The 19,562-nt window shown below is 73.7% G+C and carries 14 protein-coding genes and 1 riboswitch; of the genes, 6 read left to right on the top strand and 8 right to left on the bottom strand.

All coding sequences use genetic code 11. From position 1 onward, the window contains the following. Positions 1 to 46: 46 nt before the first annotated feature. From RNL97_RS20540 to RNL97_RS20520, 5 genes are all read right to left on the bottom strand, one after another. Complete coding sequence (locus RNL97_RS20540; protein ID WP_243314868.1) at positions 47 to 1,078, bottom strand: hypothetical protein; 1,032 nt, start codon at positions 1,076 to 1,078, stop codon at positions 47 to 49. A gap of 112 nt (positions 1,079 to 1,190) precedes the next feature. After that, positions 1,191 to 2,474, bottom strand: coding sequence for a VWA domain-containing protein (locus RNL97_RS20535; RefSeq protein WP_313751030.1), 1,284 nt, complete (start codon positions 2,472 to 2,474; stop codon positions 1,191 to 1,193). Between the two features lie 32 nt (positions 2,475 to 2,506). Then, the gene (locus RNL97_RS20530; RefSeq protein WP_313751029.1) at positions 2,507 to 4,918 is read right to left on the bottom strand and encodes a DUF5682 family protein; all 2,412 of its coding nucleotides are present in this window, start codon (positions 4,916 to 4,918) and stop codon (positions 2,507 to 2,509) included. Next, positions 4,915 to 6,039 (bottom strand): ATP-binding protein, encoded by a 1,125-nt coding sequence (locus RNL97_RS20525; protein ID WP_030577830.1) that lies wholly within the window; start codon positions 6,037 to 6,039, stop codon positions 4,915 to 4,917. Before RNL97_RS20525 ends, RNL97_RS20530 begins: the two co-directional genes overlap by 4 nt. Before the next feature lie 155 nt (positions 6,040 to 6,194). Next, on the bottom strand, positions 6,195 to 6,620 hold the full coding sequence (locus RNL97_RS20520; protein ID WP_030577833.1) for a hypothetical protein: 426 nt from the start codon (positions 6,618 to 6,620) through the stop codon (positions 6,195 to 6,197). A 162-nt stretch (positions 6,621 to 6,782) separates the two neighbouring features. Between RNL97_RS20520 and RNL97_RS20515 the strand changes: the two genes are divergently transcribed. Next, complete coding sequence (locus RNL97_RS20515) at positions 6,783 to 8,213, top strand: SWIM zinc finger family protein (protein WP_032764951.1); 1,431 nt, start codon at positions 6,783 to 6,785, stop codon at positions 8,211 to 8,213. Positions 8,214 to 8,338: 125 nt separating this feature from the next. Continuing rightward, positions 8,339 to 9,985 carry a DUF5691 domain-containing protein gene (locus RNL97_RS20510; protein ID WP_313751027.1) on the top strand — a complete coding sequence of 549 codons (1,647 nt, stop codon included), beginning with the start codon at positions 8,339 to 8,341 and terminating at the stop codon, positions 9,983 to 9,985. 132 nt (positions 9,986 to 10,117) lie between these two features. Here the strand turns inward: RNL97_RS20510 and RNL97_RS20505 are convergent, their stop codons facing one another. Further along, positions 10,118 to 10,531 (bottom strand): cobalamin B12-binding domain-containing protein, encoded by a 414-nt coding sequence (locus RNL97_RS20505; RefSeq protein ID WP_030577840.1) that lies wholly within the window; start codon positions 10,529 to 10,531, stop codon positions 10,118 to 10,120. Positions 10,532 to 10,886: 355 nt separating this feature from the next. On the opposite strand from RNL97_RS20505, the gene RNL97_RS20500 reads away from it, so the two are divergent. Both RNL97_RS20500 and RNL97_RS20495 read left to right on the top strand, forming a co-directional pair. Then, positions 10,887 to 11,756 carry an esterase/lipase family protein gene (locus RNL97_RS20500; RefSeq protein ID WP_243314862.1) on the top strand — a complete coding sequence of 290 codons (870 nt, stop codon included), beginning with the start codon at positions 10,887 to 10,889 and terminating at the stop codon, positions 11,754 to 11,756. Positions 11,757 to 11,962: 206 nt separating this feature from the next. Beyond that, the gene (locus tag RNL97_RS20495; protein WP_243314860.1) at positions 11,963 to 13,705 is read left to right on the top strand and encodes a M23 family metallopeptidase; all 1,743 of its coding nucleotides are present in this window, start codon (positions 11,963 to 11,965) and stop codon (positions 13,703 to 13,705) included. 64 nt (positions 13,706 to 13,769) lie between these two features. Here the strand turns inward: RNL97_RS20495 and pcrA are convergent, their stop codons facing one another. Further along, positions 13,770 to 16,208, bottom strand: coding sequence for a DNA helicase PcrA (gene pcrA, locus RNL97_RS20490; protein ID WP_030577846.1), 2,439 nt, complete (start codon positions 16,206 to 16,208; stop codon positions 13,770 to 13,772). A 290-nt stretch (positions 16,209 to 16,498) separates the two neighbouring features. After that, positions 16,499 to 16,665: riboswitch (cyclic di-AMP (ydaO/yuaA leader) on the top strand. On the opposite strand from pcrA, the gene RNL97_RS20485 reads away from it, so the two are divergent. Then, the gene (locus RNL97_RS20485; protein ID WP_243314858.1) at positions 16,664 to 17,860 is read left to right on the top strand and encodes a C40 family peptidase; all 1,197 of its coding nucleotides are present in this window, start codon (positions 16,664 to 16,666) and stop codon (positions 17,858 to 17,860) included. (Overlaps the previous riboswitch by 2 nt.) A 53-nt stretch (positions 17,861 to 17,913) precedes the next feature. Here the strand turns inward: RNL97_RS20485 and RNL97_RS20480 are convergent, their stop codons facing one another. After that, positions 17,914 to 18,267 carry a hypothetical protein gene (locus RNL97_RS20480; RefSeq protein ID WP_030577850.1) on the bottom strand — a complete coding sequence of 118 codons (354 nt, stop codon included), beginning with the start codon at positions 18,265 to 18,267 and terminating at the stop codon, positions 17,914 to 17,916. 201 nt (positions 18,268 to 18,468) lie between these two features. Here RNL97_RS20480 and RNL97_RS20475 point away from each other — a divergent pair, with 201 nt between their 5' ends. Further along, a complete protein-coding gene (locus tag RNL97_RS20475) occupies positions 18,469 to 19,548 on the top strand; it encodes a C40 family peptidase (protein WP_030577853.1) in 1,080 nt (359 codons plus the stop codon). The last annotated feature ends 14 nt before the right edge of the window (positions 19,549 to 19,562 follow it).

The raw sequence follows: 19,562 nt of genomic DNA, 5'->3' as shown, positions 1-19,562 counted from the left end.
CTGTTCCGCCCCCGCGCGGCAGGTCGAGGCGGGGGAACGGCCTGCCCTAGCCGGGGAATTCGAGGATCTCGCCGGATCTGTCGGTGATCGGGGCGGCGGTCGCGGGGAGCCCGGCGCCCCGGACGAGCGCGGCGTACGGGCCGCCCGGGACGGGGGCCGCGTGCAGGTCGCCGCCGCGCGGCCCCTGGGAATCGGCCACCACCGTGCGCACGAGGTCGCCGCAGGGGGCGAACGGCGCACGGTCCCGCGTGGGCGGGAGCGTGGGCGCGGAGAACCGCGCGTGCCCGGCGTCCGCCGTGCCGGACCGGTCCGGCACGGCCCGGGCGAGGCGCTGCGCCCCGATGCTCCGGTCCTGGCCGGCCGCGCGCTCGGCCGAGGCGTCCGCGCCGGTGTGGCCCGGTGCGGCGGGTCCCTCGGCACCACGGCCGACGCCCGGAACGGACGGTGCCGGAGCACCCGGCGCACCCGGTACGTCCGGGCCACCGGCCGGCACGGGGAGCACGGAGAGGAGCGGAGGGAACCCCGGCAGGGGCGCCACCGGCGGCCGCCGCGCCTCGCCGGCGATCCGGTCGACGGCGTCGCCCGCTCCCCCGACCACGGGCGCTGCGGAGTCGACGGGTTCCGCGGCGAGCGCCGCGCTCGCCTTCCCTACCGCCTCGGGCCGGGCGGGGCGGTGCCGCGTCGGCCCGTGCTGCGCGGCCCGGTCCGCGACCGGGTCCACGACCTGGTCGGCGAGCGGCTCGACGGCCGGTGCTTCCACCGGCTCCGCGACCCGGCCGACGGCCGGGCCCACGGCCACGTCGTCGGCGTCCGGGCGAACCGGATGCCCGACTGCCGTGCGGACGCGGTCCTCGGGGACCGCGCCCTCCCGAACCGCACCCTTCGGCACGGCGTCCGCCACGGCGGCGGTGAACCCGCCCGGGTCCGGACGCTCCTGCGCCTCCGCGCGGCCGCCCGTTAGGAGGCCCAGGGCCAGCAGCCCGCCGAGGAACAGCACCACCTGTACCGCGCGACGCCATGCCGTCCCGCGCGCCGGGCGCGGATCGACGGCTGCGCGGGCAGCGGTGGTTGCGGTCACCTCGGTGGGCTCCTGGTGCGCAGGCGGGTGGAGGCGGAGGGCGGAATGCGTCCCTCCGCCAACGACGGTGCCGATGCTTGCACGAGCCCGTGGGGGTCACGCAAGTCCCTCGCTACGGTTGGTACTCCTTGTCCGGTATGGGCAGTGGTCTCTTCTCGATCGCCGCCGCCATGACGTCCGGGAAGAGGTCCGGCGTACAGGCGAACGCGGGTGCGCCCAGCGCTCCGAGCGCCGCCGCGTGCTCGTGGTCGTACGCCGGCGCCCCCTCGTCGGAGAGGGCGAGCAGCGTCACGAACTGCACACCGGACGCCTTCATCGCGGCGACCCGTTTGAGCATCTCGTCGCGTATGCCGCCCTCGTAGAGGTCGCTGATGAGGACGACGACGGTGTCCGCGGGGCGGGTGATCCTCGACTGGCAGTAGGCGAGCGCCCGGTTGATGTCGGTGCCGCCGCCGAGCTGGGTGCCGAAGAGGACGTCGACCGGGTCGTCGAGCTGGTCCGTGAGGTCGACGACCGCCGTGTCGAAGACGACGAGCCGGGTCGAGAGGGTGCGCATGGAGGCGAGCACCGCCGCGAAGACCGAGGCGTAGACGACGGACGCGGCCATCGAGCCCGACTGGTCGATGCACAGGACGATGTCCTTCTCGGCGGACCGGGAGGAGCGGCCGTAGCCGATGAGGCGTTCCGGCACGACCGTGCCCGTCGTCGCCGCTGCCGTGCCGGTCGTCCCTGTCGCCCCCGTCGCCGCCCCGCCGTCCGGTGCCGGGAGCGTCAGGTAGTTCTTGAGGTTGGCCCGGATGGTGCGGTCCCAGTCGATGTCCCGGTGGCGCGGCCGGCTGATCCGCGCCGAACGGTCCAGGGCCCCGCTCAGGGTGGCCCTGGTGCGGCTCTCCAGCCTCCTCTCCAGGTCCTCGACGACCTTGCGGACGACGGCGCGTGCGGTCTCCTTCGTCGTCTCGGGCATCGCCTTGTTGAGCGAGAGCAGGGTGCCGACGAGATGGACGTCCGGCTCGACCGCCTCCAGCATCTCCGGCTCCAGGAGCAGGGCCGACAAGCCGAGCCGGTCGATCGCGTCGCGCTGCATGACCTGGACCACGGAGCTGGGGAAGTAGGTCCTGATGTCGCCGAGCCAGCGGGCGACGGAGGGCGCCGACGCGCCGAGCCCCGCCGAACGGCCTCCGGTGTCCCGGCCGTTGGGCTTCTTCCCGGCGCTCCCGCCGTACAGCGCGTTCAACGCACCGTCCATCGCCGCGTCCTGGCCGGTGAGGGCGCACCCCGTGCTGTCGGCGCTGTCGGCCCCGAGGACCATCCGCCAGCGGCGCAGCCGTTCGGCGTCGGGCGGGGTGTGCGAGGCCGTGGTCGTCCCTTCCGTGGCCTCCTCCGGCGTCTGCCTCATCGGATCCGTCCTCGTGGTCGTCCTGGTCGTCGTCATACGGCCGCCTCCACCGGCCCGGCCGGGCGGCCGAGCAGCAGGCGCAGCACCGGTTCGACCGCGTCGGCCCTGGCCGGGTCGAGACCGGGGCCGAAGCCTCCGGTCGCCGGGGCGGCGCCGTCGCGGCGGGCGCCCTCGGGGACGGGACCGCGCCGGACCAGCTCGCCGAGGGTGCGCCGCACGCCCGGTTCGTACGCGGAGAACGTACGGCGCAGCAGCGGCAGCACATCGGTGAACAGGTCGGCGGGGACACCGGTCAGCCAGGCGTCGACGAGGCCGAGCAGCCGCTCGTCGTGGACCAGCAGCATGCCGCCGCCCGACGCGCCGCCGACGAACCCCTCGATCCAGGCGGCGGCACCGGCGGGCGGGGTTCCGGGCGAGAGGGCCAGGCCCATCAGCCTGGCCGCCTCGCTCTCCGCCAGTCGTCCTTCGTCCAGGAGGAGCCGGGTGGCCCGGCCTCTGATGACTCCGGCGACCGCGTCCCGTGACGCCAGCTTGTGCAGGACGGCGTCCCAGCGCCCCCGTAGCCCCGTGCCCGGCTCCGCCCCGGTGTCCAGCAGGCCGATCGCGCCGTGCACCGCCTCCACCTGACCGCGCAGCGCCTCGGCGCCGTCCGGGTCGAGGCCGGTGCAGGCGGGCGGCAGGCCGACGCAGATCCGCTCGGCGAGTCCGGCGGCGACCTCCGCGAGCGCCGCCGTGTCCGTGGAGCGCACGTCCCCGTACCGCAGGGAGCGGGCCAGGGCGGGCAGCGCGTCCGCTAGGTGGCCGACGTCCGCGTCGAGAGCGGCCCGGTCGGCGAGGGCCTTCATCACGACGGGCAGCGCGTCGGGCAGTCCCGCCAGGAGGCAGTGCTCGGCGAGTGCGGTGACATCGGACAGCGCGGTCGCTGCCACGGCCTGCGACGCGGCCTTCGCGGTGGCGGCGGTGAGCACGGTCGTGCCCCATACGCCCGCCTCCGCGACCCGGACGTGCAGTTCCGGTTCCCAGCCGAGCCGCCAGCTCTCCCGGAAGGTGCCGGTGCCGCCGCGCCCCGCCACCGGGTCGCCCCAGCCGACGTCGAGGAGGCGCAACCGGTGCAGGAGGCGGCTGCGGGCGGCGTCGGTCTCCTTGCGCAGGTCGAGGTCCAGCTCGCGTTCCGAAGCCTCCGGCTTGAGCCGGAGGGTGCGCTGGCTGCGGGTCAGGTCCCGTTGGAGCGGGACGGCGGGGGCGGTGTCCGGCACCTCCCCGAGGCTCTCGCCGACGATCAGCCGGTCCCGGACGAGGGCGAGCGGGACGTCGGACCCCTCGCACATGACGGCCCGTACGGCGTCGGTCGTCTCGCCCAGGCCGGCCAGCGGGCGGCCCCGGAGCGCGGCGAGGGTCTCGGCGAGCCGGACGGCCTCGATGACATGGGCGGTCGAGACGAACCGGTCCTCGTCGCGCAGCAGTCCGGCGACCTTGGTCATCCAGCGTTCGATCGGCCGGTCGGCCGCCTCGAAGAGGTGCCCGTACCAGCCGGGCGAGTCGATCCCGGCCCCGTATCCGCTCTGCCGGGCGAGCCGGCGGTGGGTCCACGGCACCCAGGTCAGATCCGTCCTGACCTTCGGGAGGCCCTTGAGCAGGGCGCGGTCGGCGGCGAGGGTGGTGCGCGCGGCCAGAGCGGGGACGTGCCAGGCGCCGCAGACGACGGCGAAGCCGTCCCCGAACTCCTTGCGTGCGGTACGCAGTTGGATCCGCATGTACGCCTCACGCACCGCGTCACGCGGCTGGCCGCCGTCGCCGTACGCCTCGCGGAGCGCGCCCATGGCCTCCGCCAGCGCGCCGAACGGCGCGAGGGCGTCGCCGGACGGGCCCTCGGGGGGTGTGCCGTCGCCGTCGGTCGCTCCGGTATCACTCCCTCCCGTGGGTGACCGGTGTTCGACGACGTCCTCCCACCAGCGCTCGGGATCGTCGTATCCGGCGGTCTCGGCGAGCACCCGGATCGGGTCGACGACCGGTGTGACCTCCTCCTCTTCGGCTGCGCGTTCCGGTCCCCGCCCAGGCTCGTTGAGCGCGGGTTCCTTGAGCGCGAGGGAGTGGGCGGCGGGCAGGTCGATGAAGCGGACGGGGACGTCGTGGTCGAGGGCCCAGCGGATGGCCACCCACTCGGGCGAGAACGCGGCCATCGGCCAGAAGGAGGCCCGCCCCGGATCGTCCACGGCATGCGCGAGCAGCGCGACGGGCGGACGCATCCGCGGGTCTGCGGCCAGGGGCACCAGCGCGTCGCCCTCGGGCGGCCCCTCGATGAGGACGGCGGCCGGGCGGGCCGCCCGGAGCGCGGCGAGGACCGCGCGGGCCGACCCGGGGCCGTGATGCCGCACCCCCAGGAGCCAGGGCCCGGCGGCCGGCCCGTTCGCGGTACGGCGCGGTGTCACGGCGGCGCCGCTCATGCGGATACCTCGCGGCAGGCGCGGTAGAAGTCCTTCCAGCCGTCCCGCTCGCGGACCACGGTCTCCAGATACTCCTGCCAGACCACCCGGTCCGCCGCGGGGTCCCGGACGACCGCGCCGAGGATGCCGGCCGCGATGTCGCCGGGGCGCAGAACGCCGTCGCCGAAATGGGCGGCGAGCGCGAGGCCGCCTGTGACGACGGAGATCGCCTCGGCGGTGGAGAGCGTGCCGGAGGGGGACTTGAGCTTGGTGCGCCCATCGGTGGTCACCCCGTCGCGCAGTTCGCGGAAGACCGTCACCACCCGCCGGATCTCGGTCAGACCTTCCGGGGAGGCGGGCAGGTCGAGCGAGCGGCCGATCTGGTCGACGCGCCGGGACACGATGTCGACCTCGGCGTCCGGGGTCTCGGGCAGGGGCAGCACCACGGTGTTGAACCGGCGGCGCAGGGCGCTGGACAGCTCGTTGACGCCGCGGTCCCGGTCGTTGGCCGTGGCGATGAGGTTGAACCCGCGGACGGCCTGGACCTCCTGCCCCAGCTCGGGGACGGGGAGCGTCTTCTCGGACAGGATCGTGATGAGCGAGTCCTGCACATCGGCGGGGATGCGGGTCAGCTCCTCGACCCGGGCGGTCATGCCCTCGGACATGGCCCGCATCAGCGGACTGGGCACCAGGGCTTCACGGCTGGGGCCGTGGGCCAGCAGCTGGGCGTAGTTCCACCCGTAGCGGACGGCTTCCTCGGGCGTGCCCGCGGTGCCCTGCACGAGCAGCGTCGAGTCACCGCTGACGGCGGCGGCGAGGTGCTCGGACACCCAGGTCTTGGCCGTGCCGGGGACGCCGAGCAGGAGCAGCGCCCGGTCGGTGGCGAGCGTGGTCACGGCCACCTCGACCAGGCGGCGCGGGCCCACGTACTTCGGGGTGATCACCGTCCCGTCCGGCAGGGTCCCGCCCTGCAGGTAGGTGGCGACGGCCCACGGGGACAGCCGCCAACGGGCGGGCCTGGGGCGGTCGTCGGCGGCCGCGAGCGCCTTCAGCTCGTCGGCGAACGCGTCCTCCGCGTGCGGGCGCAGCGCCTGGGTGCCGGCCTCCGGTTCGACGGCCGCGGTGGTGTTGGACACGGTCATGGCTCCCCCTCCAGATCGGTCGACCCGATGTGGACACCACCGTGCACCATGCCACTGACAACGGGCCCTGACCGCAGGTCAGAGCCCGTTGGCGAGCGCGTGGCCCCTCCCCGGAAGCCCGTCGCCCCGGCCGGCGGGCCGGGGCGGATCGGCGGTCAGCCCACGATCGGCGACACGGCGATGCAGCCGCCCGCCGCGAGCATGCCCTCGCCCTTCGCCTCCTTGATGACCTTGCCCTGGTAGGTGATGGAGCAGGTGACGTCGGCGCCGCCCGCTTCCAGGGCGATCGGCGTGACGGCGGGCGGCATGATGCCGCGCAGCTTGACGGTCTTCTTCCACGGCAGGGGCGGCTCGGCGACGGTCTCCAGCTCGGGCTCCATGGCCTCGCCGCCGCCCCCGTGGTACGTGATCTCGTCGACGCCCGTGCCGGTGACCTCGTACGTGACCTCGTAGGTCTCGTCCACGGTCTTGTCGACCGCCTTGCCGACCGCCTCGTCCACGGACTCGGCCGAGCAGGCCCCGAGTCCGAGCACGAGGACGGCGACCGCGAGGGCGCGGGTGGTGCGGGTGGTGCGGTTCATCTGGGATCCCCCCTGGATCGGCCCGGGCACGGATCCGTTCCGTACGCGGAGACCGCAGAGAAACCCAGAGGCAGGGCAAAGTCAAATCTCCCCCGGATCGCGGCTTCGCAGGTCGGAGCAGGTCCGAGGGGATTGTCAGTGGCGCCCCCTACCGTCGGAGACATGCAGCTATCTCACGGGGGAGAGCCCTCGCCCGCCGGTGCCCCGGTGGCGCGCTGGTCGGTGGAACAGGTGCTGGCACTGGCTCCTGACACGGCGTCACGCAAGGCGGGCACGCGCCTCGGCGCGGCCGGTCCGTGGTCCGGTACGGGGTGCGACGCGACGGGTGCGGTGTGGGGCCTGTGCAAGGGCAGCGGGAGCACGCCGTATCGGACGGTGGTCGACCCCACGGGCCCTGCCTACCAGTGCAGTTGCCCGAGCCGGAAGTTCCCGTGCAAGCACGCGCTGGGGCTGTTGCTGCTGCGGGCGTCCGACGACGCCGCGTTCCGGTCCGCCGAGCCGGCCGACTGGGCCGAGGAGTGGCTCGCGGGCCGGCGCGCACGAGCGGCGCGCACGAGCAGTCCCGCGGCGGGCGGCGGCAGCGTGCGGGGCCCCGCCGACCCGGCCGCCGCCAGAAAGCGGGCGGAGCGCCGCGCGGAGCGGGTCACGGGCGGTGCCCAGGAGCTGGAGCAGCGTCTGGCGGATCTGCTGCGCGGCGGACTGGCCGCGACCGACCGCTCGGGGTACGGCCTGTGGGAGGAGACAGCGGCCCGTATGGTCGACGCCCAGGCCCCCGGTCTTGCCGCCCGCGTGCGGGAGTTGGGCGCGATCACCGGATCCGGGCCGGGCTGGCCGGTCCGGTTGCTGGAGGAGTGCGGCCTGCTCCATCTGCTGGACGCGGCCTGGCTCGGCCGGGACCGGCTGCCGGATCCGCTGGCCGCGACCGTGCGGACGAGAGTGGGGCTGCCCCTGTCCGCCGAAGGCCCCCCGGTCCGCGACCACTGGCTGGTCCTCGCGCAGTACGACATCCCGGACGGCAAGATCGTCGCCCGCCGGATCTGGCTGTACGGGCGGGGATCGGGCCGCACCGCTCTGCTGCTCTCGTTCGGCGCGGCGGGCCGGCCCCCGGCGCAGGCGCTGCCGGTGGGGGCGACGATCGACGCCGAGCTGACGCCGTATCCGGGCGGCGGGCAGCTCCGGGCGGAGTTGGGCGAGCAGTTCGGGGCCACGGCTGCGGCCGGTCCCCCGCCGGGGATCGCCGCAGCGGCCGCGCCGGCCGTCTACGGGAACGCCCTGCGGGACGACCCCTGGCTGGACGCCTGGCCGGTCACCCTGCGCGATGTCATACCCGTGCCGTCCAAGGACGGCTGGCAGGTGGCCGACGCACACGCGGACGCCCACCCCGGCGCCCGCACCGGATCCGCGCTGCCGCTCGCCCCGGCCGCGCTGTCCCGGCCGGGCCTGTGGAAGCTCGTCGCCCTGTCCGGCGGCGGCCCGGTCACGGTGTTCGGCGAGATCGGCCACCGCGGCTTCGACCCGTTCGCGGCCTGGGACCCGGGTGAGGGGGTGGAAGGCGGGGGCGCCACGGGCGGGTCGGTCGTCCGACTGGTCTGACCCGGGCGGGTGGGCCGGCAGACCGGGCCTACGCTCCGCCCCACACCCACCGCCGCCCTGTCCCCTGCTTCCGTCCGCTGCTCCTGTCCGACATCCGCGCATCCCTGCCACGGGAGGGGAAAGAGATGCCTCACACGACCAGCCCCACCGCACCCACCACCGCGTCCGCGTCCGCGTCCGTCGACTCCCTCCCCTGGGAGGAGCTGGTCACCTCCGCTCTCCTGGGGACCGACCGCCGTCCTCCGGCACCACGCGGCGACCCCGGACCGGCCGATGCCCCCGCGGCCCTGCTGGACGCCGCCGCGCTGCACACCGTGCGGCGGCGGGCCGGCCTGCTGCCCGCCGTGCCGGAGGCCCGGCCCGAGCCCGCCGCCCCGGATCCGCGCCCTGCGCTCCCGGAGGCCGCCCGGCACCGGCTCGCCCACCTGCTGGCCGACCGCTCCGCGCCCTCGGGCGCCGGGCGGCGCGGGACCGCGCCCGACCTCACCGAACTCATCCCGCAGTGGCTGGCCATCGCCAACAGGAGGGGATTCCGCGCCCCGGCGGCCCTGCTGCCCCCGCTGCTGGACGCCGCCCGCGCGCGGACGGACCTGCGCCCGCAGGCGCTCGCGTTCGCCGGGCCGCGCGGGATGTGGCTGGCCGGGCTGAACCCCGACTGGAAGTTCGCCCTGCGGGGCGCCGCGAGCGGTGCGCCGCAGACCGACCTCACGGACCCGGATGCGGTGGCCCGGCTGTGGGAGGAGGGGCTGTTCGCGGAGCGGGTCGCGCTGCTCGACGCCGTACGGGCACAGGATCCGCCCGCCGCGCTCGCCCTGCTCGCCACCACCTGGCCGACCGAACGGGCCGAGGACCGGCTGATGTTCCTGGATTCCCTGCGGTCGGGGCTGAGCGGCTTTGACGAGCCGTTCCTGGAGCAGGCCCTCTCCGACCGCAGCCGCAATGTCCGCGCCACCGCCGCCGAACTGCTCTCCGCCCTGCCCGGTTCCGCCCTCGCCGCACGGATGGCGGCCCGCGCGCTGTCCTGCGTGCACCCGGACCGGACGGGGGATGTCGCTTCCATCTCCGTGGAGGCGCCGCACGAATGCGACGCGGACATGCAGCGCGACGGCGTCATGGCGGTCCCGCCGACGGGCCGGGGAGAACGGTCCTGGTGGCTCGGGCAGTTGGTGGAGGCCACCCCGCTCGGCGTCTGGGAGGAGCGGTTCGGCGGGCGTCCGGCCGAAGAGATCGTCGCCCTGCCCGTCGCCGACGACTGGGCCGACGAGTTGCACACCGCCTGGTGCCGGGCGGCGGTCCGGCAGCGGAACCCGCGGTGGTCCCGGGCCTTGCTCGGGCGTCCGTCGGAGCCGGTGGCGAGCGGTCCCGGGACGGCCTCGATCGCCGAGCGCTCGAAGCTCCTGGCCGTTCTGGGCGAGGGGGAACGCGCCTCCTGGGTCGCCGAGTTCATCGCGGAACACGGCCTGTCGGAGGCGTTCCAGCTGCTCGGGGTGTGCACGGTCCCCTGGGCCGGGCCGCTCGGGCGTGCGGTGGTCGACGCGCTCGACATCGCGCGGGACGGCGGGAGTTATCCGTGGAGCTTCAGCGGGGTGATGGGCCTCGCGGAACGCTGTCTGGATCCGGCCGAGGCCGACCGACTGGAGGTCCTCACGGCCGCGCAGGACGAGCAGGAGGGCGCGTCACCGGGGGCCGGCGGCTACTGGTCGGAGGCCTTCCAACGCCTGGTCTCCACCCTGCGGCTGCGCGCCGCGATGGAGGCGGAGCTGATGGCCTGACAGAGACGTGCGCCGATGGCCCGGGACCGGCCCGTGCGCGGCGCGGGCCCGTCCCGTGCGCGGCGCGGGCCCGTCCCGTGCGCGGCGCGGGCCCGTCCCGTGCGCGGCGCGGGCCCGTCCCGGATGCGGCGTTCAGGCCTGAGCTGCCTGGCGGACGTTGGCGTTGACCCACGTGACGATCTCGGTCGTCGTCGCCCCCGGCGTGAAGAGCTCCGCGACGCCCAGCTTCTTCAGCGGGGCGATGTCGTCCTCGGGGATGATCCCGCCGCCGAACACCTTGATGTCCTCCGCCTCGCGGGCCTTCAGCAGCTCGATCACCTTGGCGAAGAGCGTGTTGTGCGCCCCGGAGAGGATCGAGAGGCCGATGGCGTCGGCGTCCTCCTGGATCGCCGTGTCGACGATCTGCTCGGGCGTCTGGTGGAGCCCGGTGTAGATCACCTCCATACCGGCGTCCCGCAACGCCCGCGCGATGACTTTGGCCCCGCGGTCGTGGCCGTCGAGGCCCGGCTTGGCCACCACCACACGGATCGGACCGGTCACACCCATCACTGCCTCCACCTGGTCTCCCGCGTCTGAAGGGACGGGGATGTGAACGAACGTTATCCACAGCATCCCGCAAGCCACAGTTTCGCGGCAGGCGGGGAGGGGGAAATCACACGTGGGACATGTTCGCCAGGCGTCGTCCCCGGCATCACGCGGAGTTCCGGCCGCGCGGGGCCCGGCGCGAGGGGAGCCGCTACGAGGTCGCCGCACCACCGCGCCGCCAGCCGCACGGCACGGTGGTGCGGCCCCTCGACCCCGGCCGCCGCCGGCCGGCCGGCGGCACTCCTCGTCCCGCCACCCACAAGGGCGTACGGGGACGGGGGCCGCCTTCTCCGTACGCCGGTGCAGGAGGCAGGCCGTGAAGTTCCCCCCTCCCCTCTCCCCGCTGACCCACCTCACCCGCGTCGCCCGCCTCCCGGCTCTCCCCCGACTGTCGTCCGCGCTGCTCGGCGCCACCGCGCTGGAGCTGTTCGTCCTCACCGGGCGCCTGATCGCCTACCCCTTCGGGCTCACCCCCGAGCGGCGCGGGACCGCGCCCGCCGAGGCCGGACCTCCGGCCACGACCGGTCTGCCGGCCGCGGCCGCCGCCGCGCCGCCCGTCGTCCTGCTGCACGGCTTCATCGACAACCGCTCCGCGTTCGTCGTCCTGCGCCGCGCGCTGACCCGGCACGGCCGCCGCCTGGCATCCCTCAACTACTCGCCGCTGACCCGCGACGTCCGCACCGCCGCCGAACTGCTCGGCCGGCATGTGGAGGAGATCTGCGCGCGCACCGGACACGGCCGGGTCGACATCGTCGGCCACAGCCTCGGCGGCCTGATCGCCCGCTATTACGTACAGCGGCTCGGCGGTGACCGGCGCGTGCGCACCCTGGTGACGCTCGGGACCCCGCACGGGGGGACCGCCGTCGCCCCCGGGGCGGGCGTTCACCCCATCGTGCGGCAGATGCGCGGCGGCTCCTCGGTGATCGAGGAGCTGCGCGGGCCCGCCCCCGGCTGCCGGACCCGGTTCGTGAGCTTCTGGAGCGAGTTGGACCAGGTGATGGTCCCCGTCGAGACGGCGTGCGTCGACCACCCCGATCTCGACGCGGTGAACGTTCGCGTCACGGGCATCGGTCACCTCGCGCTGCCCGTGCACCCCACGGTGGCCGCCGCGGTCCGTGAGGCTCTTGAGGCGCCGGGGGCCGGAGAGGGCGACGCCACCACCGCCGGGGCGACGCCCGCGGCCTGAAAATAGAACATCACTCGAACGTAGGGCCAAGGCTGCGTCTGCCGTCCACCGAAAGACGTCCGATTGCCCGTTTCCTACGGACCCAAAACCTGTCGAAGATTGTCGTCCTCACATACCGCCGGGTACAGTCGCGGCCACTGCTTCCCCCTGGGACACCCCTCACCGGGACCCAGAACAGTCCTGCTGCCGAGGCGAGAGAGACGTTGGTGAACGACCAGCACCCCCACGCCGGGCATGTCGGGTACGACGACCGATCGACCGGCAGCTTCGACACCGACCCGCTCTTCGGCTCGCTCCCCGGCGGCCACGACACCGGCTACGACGTCGGCCACCCCGCCGCCGGATACGGCGACGCCGGCTACGGCCAGGCCACCTACGGCGACGGCTTCGCCACCGCGTACGCGACCGGACAGCCGGACCACAGCGGCCAGTACGACGCCTCCGCGTGGAGCACCGGCGCCCAGCAGACGCCGGCCCACGACGGCTACGCCCCTCAGGAGCACGTCCAGGAGCACGCCCAGCAGCCCCACGCCGCGCAGCAGTGGGACACCTCCGGGGCCTGGCAGCAGGTCGACGACCAGGACCTGACCGGCCAGTGGGCGACCGCCGACACCGGCGCGTTCCCCACCACCGGCTTCCCCTCCGCCCCGTACGGCACGGACGCCGCGTACGGGGCGGAGGCGTACGCGACCGGGGCATACGGCACCGGGACGTACGAGACGTCCGCCTACGAGACCGGTACGTATCCGGCGGACACCGCGTACGCGACCGGCGGCGTCTACGGGGCGGACGCCTACGAGACCGGGTCCTACGACACCACGGCCTTCACCCCCGGCGCCTACGACACCGGGGCCTACGAGACCGGCGCGTACGGCACGGCCGCGTACGACACCGGCGCCTACGACGCGACCGCCTGGAACTCCGGCGCCACGCCCGGGGACGCCGCGTACGAGCCCGAACAGACGTCGCACTCGCCGTACGAACAGCAGCAGGCCGACGCGACGGCGCCCGAGGGGCCGGCCGAGGCGGACCGCACGGCCGGTGAACCGGCGGCCGACGCGTCCTCCACCGCCCAGTTCGACGCCCTCGCCCACGACATCGCACCGGACACCGCGCCGGAGCCGGAGCAGGACCCCGGGGACGGTTTCCCCGCCCCGCACTCCGTGAACCGCACCGCGGCCCGTCCCCCCGCCCCGCGCAACCGGGCCCGCCGCCGCACCCCCGCCAAGCGCTCCGCCCTGCTGACCGTCGCGGTGCCCTCCGCCTGCGTGATGAGCGTCGCGGGCATCGCGGCCGCCTCGGTCGGCGGGATGCCCGGCGGTGAGGAGAAACCGGAGGAGACGACCACCTCGCTGGCGGTCGCCGACCCCAGCACGGTCAAGCCGGTCGCCGCGAACAACCGGCTGGACAGCCAGCTGGCGCAGCTCTCCGAGGGCAGCGACGACTTCCGCGAGCGCGCGAGCCGCACCCAGGAGCGCATCGACCTGCGGGAGCGGCAGGCGGCGGAGAAGAAGAAGCGCGAGGAGGAGGCCGCACGCCGTGAGGCGCTGCGCCCCAAGTTCGTCCTGCCGGTCAAGCAGCACGGGCTCTCCGCCTACTACGGCCAGGCGGGCGTCAACTGGATGTCCGTGCACTCGGGCATCGACTTCCCCGTCTCGTACGGCACTCCGGTGATGGCCGCGACCGACGGCACCGTACGCACCCAGCTGAACAGCGCCTACGGCGTCATGGCGATCGTGACCGCCGCCGACGGCACCGAGACCTGGTACTGCCACCTCAGCAGCACCAGGATCCGCTCGGGCCCGGTGAAGGCCGGTGACGTCATCGCGTACTCCGGGAACTCGGGCAACTCCACCGGCCCGCACCTGCACTTCGAGGTCCGGCCCGGCGGCGGCACGGCGATCGACCCGCTGGTGTGGCTGCGCAGCAAGGGTCTCAACCCGGCCTGAGGGAACGGCGAGAGCGGACACGCGGGAGGGGGAAGGGCTTCGGCCCTTCCCCCTCCCGCGTGTCCTACAGCTTCTCGACCGGCGCGTACCGCAGGAGCAGCTTCTTCGGGCGCTCGTCACCGAAGTCGACCGTCGCCTTGGCCTGGTCGCCGTGGCCCTCGACGGCCGTCACCGTGCCCAGGCCGAACTGGTCGTGCGTGACCCGGTCCCCGACGGCCAGGGCGACCGTCGGCTTGTCCGAGGAGCGCCGGGTCGCGAAGCCCGAGGGGCCGGAGCGGGAGCGGGAGGAGGACAGCGAGGACGTGATGCCGGAGGTGGGCCCGGCGGGGGCGGCCATCGGGCCCTTGCGCTTCCAGTCCAGGTGGGCTTCGGGAATCTCCTCCAGGAACCGCGACGGCGGGTTGTACGAGGGCTGGCCCCAGGCACTGCGCATGGCGGCCCGGGTCAGATAGAGCCGTTCGCGGGCGCGGGTGATGCCGACGTACGCGAGGCGGCGCTCCTCCTCCAGCTCCTTGGTCTGGCCGAGGGCCCGCATGTGCGGGAAGACGCCGTCCTCCAGGCCGGTGAGGAAGACGACCGGGAACTCCAGGCCCTTCGCCGTGTGCAGGGTCATCAGCGTGATGACGCCGGAGCCGTCCTCGTCCTCGTCGGGGATCTGGTCGGAGTCCGCGACGAGCGCGACCTTCTCCAGGAACTCCGCGAGCGTGCCCGCGCCCTCCTCCTCTCCGCGCTCCTGCTCGAATTCGAGGGCGACGGCGGCGAGCTCCTGCAGGTTCTCGATCCGGGTCTCGTCCTGCGGGTCGGTGGAGGCCTGGAGCTCGGCGAGATAGCCCGTGCGCTCCAGGACGGCTTCCAGGACGACGGCGGGTCCGGCGCCGGACTCGACGATCGTGCGCAACTCCTCCATCAGCGTGTTGAACCGCTTGACGGCGTTGGAGGAGCGGGCGGCCATGCCGTACGCCTCGTCGACGCGGCGCAGCGCCTGCGGGAAGGAGATCTTCTCGCGCATCGACAGGGCGTCGATCATGGCTTCGGCGCGGTCGCCGATGCCGCGCTTGGGGACGTTGAGGATGCGCCGCAGCGGGACGGTGTCCTCGGGGTTGGCGAGGACGCGGAGGTAGGCCAGGACGTCCCGGACCTCCTTGCGCTCGTAGAAGCGCACGCCGCCGACGACCTTGTAGGGCAGGCCGACGCGGATGAAGATCTCTTCGAAGACACGGGACTGGGCGTTGGTCCGGTAGAAGACGGCGACGTCGCCCGCCTTGGCGTCGCCGGCGTCGGTGAGCCGGTCGATCTCGTCGGCGACGAACTGCGCCTCGTCGTGCTCGGTGTCGGCGACATAGCCGGTGATGCGGGCGCCGGAGCCGGCGTTGGTCCAGAGGTTCTTCGGGCGGCGGCTCTCGTTGCGCTCGATGACGGCGTTGGCGGCGGAGAGGATCGTCTGCGTGGAGCGGTAGTTCTGCTCCAGCAGGATCGTCGTCGCGCTCGGGTAGTCCTCCTCGAACTGGAGGATGTTGCGGATGGTCGCGCCCCGGAAGGCGTAGATCGACTGGTCCGCGTCACCGACCACGCACAGCTCGGCGGGGGCGTCGTTCTCCCCGGCCGGGCCGACCAGCTCACGGACCAGCGTGTACTGGGCGTGGTTGGTGTCCTGGTACTCGTCGACCAGGACGTGGCGGAAGCGGCGGCGGTAGTGCTCGGCGACGTCCGGGAAGGCCTGGAGGAGGTGGACCGTCGTCATGATGATGTCGTCGAAGTCCAGGGCGTTGGCCTCGCGCAGGCGGGCCTGGTAGAGCGCGTACGCCTGGGCGAGGGTCTTCTCGAAGCCGTCGGCGGCCTGTCCGGCGAAGGTCTCCTCGTCGATGAGCTCGTTCTTGAGGTTGGAGACCTTGGCGGTGAAGGACTTCGGCGGGTAGCGCTTGGGGTCGAGGTCCAGATCGCGGCAGACCAGGGCCATCAGCCGCTTGGAGTCGGCGGCGTCGTAGATCGAGAACGACGAGGTGAAGCCGAGCTTCTTCGACTCGCGGCGCAGGATGCGGACGCACGCGCTGTGGAAGGTCATGACCCACATGGCGTTGGCGCGCGGGCCGACGAGCTGCTCGACGCGCTCCTTCATCTCGCCCGCGGCCTTGTTGGTGAAGGTGATCGCGAGGATCTGCCCGGGGTGCGTGCCCCGCTCGGCCAGCAGGTGGGCGATGCGGTGGGTGAGCACCCGGGTCTTGCCCGAGCCGGCCCCGGCGACGATGAGCAGCGGGGACCCGGCGTGCACGACGGCGGCGCGCTGCTCGGTGTTGAGCCCGTCGAGCAGCGCGGCGGAGTCGATCGCCGGGCGCGGGTGGCCGTCCCGGTAGTACCCGTCCCGGGGCGGCGGGGGCGCGTCGTAGACGCCCTCGAAGAGTCCCTCCGGCACCGCTTCGGGCGCGTGGTCCTCGGGGGGCGGCGGGGGGCCGTCCTCCGCGGGCTGGAGGCCGGTCAGGAAGTTGTCGTCAAAGAGGCTGCTCATCGCCTGTCGAGTCTAGGCGGACGGACTGACAACCTTGTGCCGAAGCCGGGAAGCGGCCGGAAGCGGCCGCCCGCACCGGGGAATCGCCTGCCCCTCGCCCGTACGCACGGAGAGCGGACGTCCACGTTCCGTGAAGGAGCGCCCGGTCGGAGGGGGTGCCGGGCCCTCGATCCGGAAAGGTCACGAAAATGTATCGGGCATATCGCTCATCGTCCTTCCCAGCGGTGGGGCGCTTTGGCTAGCGTGCTCGGTCAGGTGATCCGTACCTCCCAGAGGCGAACCGCGCCTGACGGACACCTCTGCCGAATCCGTCCTGCCGTCATGGCAGTCCGGAACCGGGGACCCACACGCAGAACCGGGGTGAATCGGTCCATGCTCCCGCATGCGGACCGTAGGACAGCCTTCCGTTCCGTCCGAACCCGACAGCTAACCCGGTAGGCGGTCCACGGAAGGAGATGCCGGTCTTGGCATCGCATCGCAAGCCGCGCACGAAGGTGCGCACCACCACCCCCGCCGTCGGGCTGACGACGGCCGCGCTGGCCTCGGTGACCTTGCTCTCCACGCAGAGCGCCACGGCAGCGCCCGCGGAGCCCAAGCCCGCCATCGAGGACGTGCAGAGGAAGGTCGACGCCCTGTACCGGCAGGCGGGCACGGCGACCCAGGAGTACAACCGGGCCAGGGCCGCCTCCTCGTCCCAGCAGAGGAAGGTCGACACGCTGCTCGCGGACGTGGCGAAGCGGACCGAGAAGATCAACGAAGCACGGCGGGCGCTGGGCTCCTACGCGGCGGCCCAGTACCGCAGCGGCGGCATCGCGCCCACGGCGACGTTCTTCTTCGCGGACGACCCGCAGGGGTACTTCGACCAGAGCCGGCTGATGGACCGGGCGACGGAGAAGCAGCAGAAGGCCGTGAGCGACTTCCGTACGCAGCAGGCCTCTGCGGCCAGGAAGCGCGCGGAGGCCGTGAAGAGCCTGGAGACCCTGACCGAGACGCAGGCCACCCTCGCCTCCAGCAAGAAGGACGTCCAGACCAAGCTGACCGAGGCGCGCGGACTGCTGTCCCGGCTGACCGCCGAGGAGAAGGCGCGGCTGGCGGAGCTGGAGCGCAAGAAGGAGGCCGAGGCGAAGGAGAAGGCGGCGAAGCTGGCCGCCCGCCAGGCCGCCGAGGCGAAGGAGAAGGCCGAGGCCGAGGAGAAGACCCGCGAGGAGGCCGCGGAGGGGTCCGGCGGCGGTTCGGGGTCCGGATCGGGCACCGGTACGGGCACGGGTCCGGGGTCCGGCTCCGGGACGGGCAGCGGTTACGCCGCCAAGGCGGAGAAGGTGCTGGCCTTCGCCCGCGCCCAGATCGGGAAGCCGTACGTGTGGGGCGCGACGGGCCCCTCCAGCTACGACTGCTCGGGGCTGACGCAGGCGGCCTGGCGGGAGGCGGGCGTGACCCTGCCCCGGACCACATGGGACCAGGTCGAGGTCGGCACGCGGGTCGCCACGTCCGACCTCCAGCCCGGGGACCTGGTCTTCTTCTACGACGACATCAGCCACGTCGGCATCTACAAGGGCGACGGGATGATGATCCACGCCCCGAAGCCGGGCGCGAACGTGCGCGAGGAGTCGATCTACTACATGCCGATCTACGGGAGCGTACGCCCGGCGTGACACAGGGCGGGGGCGGCCGGTCACCGGCCGCCCCGACAGGTTCGGGTCCGGGCTCAGGTCCAGACGGTGGCGATGAAGATGTTGACGGTCGTCAGGGCGCCGACCGCGATGAACGCGCCCTTGTCGACCTTCTCCTCGTCACGCTTGACGTAGACCAGGGCGAGGATGACGACCAGCAGCGCCAGCTTGATGCCGATCTTGACGTTGTTCACGGTCTGGTCGTCGGCCTGGTTGAGGCCGACCAGGGCCACGCCGGTGACCAGCATGGTCAGCGCGCCGTGCAGCATCGCGGGGGTGAACCGGGCGGTCCCCGACCCCATGGCCTTCATCTGCGTCAGGAAGCCTCCCAGCAGGGAGGCGATGCCGATGATGTGCAGGGCGACGAAGACATTGATGAGTACGTCCATGGCTCGGGAGCCTAGCCATGGCCAGAGTTTTACTCTTCAGTGAGGCAAGCCTTGCTCGGCACTTCGATCATCCGTGGCCGGCGAAACGCCACATCAGGGCAATAGCTGTCATGGCGACTCTTTTCTCCGCGCCGGGATTAGCGTCCATCCCGGACCCGCCGCCGTTGCCGGCGGACAGCCGAGAGGAAGGATGCCGCCCCCGTGGCAGCGCACCGCAGGTCAGCTCATCGAAAACCCAAGCAGCGCCCGCTCACCGGCCCTGCTGCCCGCACCGCCGCCACCCTGGCGCTCGCCGGGGCGGCCACCGCCGGCTCGGTCACCGGGGCGGGCGCGGCCCCCGCCGAACCGGCTCCCACCGCGGCACAGGTCAAGGCGAAGGTCGACCGGCTCTACCACGACGCCGAGGTCGCCACCGAGAAGTACAACGGGGCGAAGGAGAAGGCGGACGCCGCGACCCGCACCGTCGACGCCCTGACCGACGAGGCCGCCCGCCGCACCGGCCGCCTCAACACCGCCCGGCACGCGCTCGGTTCGCTGGCCACCGCGCAGTACCGTTCCGGCACCCTGGACCCGGCCCTGCAACTGGCGCTCTCCTCCGACCCCGACGCCTATCTGGAACGCGCCTCCTACCTCGACCGGGCGGGCGACCGGCAGACCGGGCTGCTGCGGAGCATCAAGCGGCAGGTCTCCCGGATCGCCCAGGTCAAGGCCCGCGCCGACCAGGAGACCGAACGCCTCGCCGCCCGCCGCACCGAACTGCGCGAGCACCGCACCGCGGTCCGGGCCAAGCTGGCCGACGCCCGGCAGTTGCTGGACACCCTCACCGCCGACGAGCGCGCCGACTTCGAGCGCTCCGCCGACGCCCGGCACGGCGGCGGCCCGGGCCACGCCGACCGCTCCACGGCCCGCAGCGGTCCGGCCTCGGCCCCCGACTCCCGTGCCGGGCAGGCCATCGCCTTCGCCCACGGCGCGATCGGCAAGCCGTACGTCTGGGGCGCGACCGGCCCGAACGCCTTCGACTGCTCCGGCCTCACCCAGGCGGCCTGGAAGGCGGCGGGCGTGAGCCTGCCGCGCACCACCTACACCCAGATCAACGCCGGCCGGCGCATCCCGCGCTCCCAACTGGCCCCCGGCGACCTGGTGTTCTTCTACTCCGGGATCAGCCACGTCGGCCTCTACATCGGCGGCGGCCAGATGATCCACGCCCCGCGTCCGGGAGCACCGGTACGCATCGCGCCGATCGACCAGATGCCGTTCGCGGGCGCGACGCGGGTGGCGTAGCAGCCCGCCGCGGC

Source organism: Streptomyces parvus (assembly GCF_032121415.1).
GTDB lineage: Bacteria > Actinomycetota > Actinomycetes > Streptomycetales > Streptomycetaceae > Streptomyces > Streptomyces globisporus_A.
This window is presented reverse-complemented; position numbering and strand designations above follow the sequence as displayed.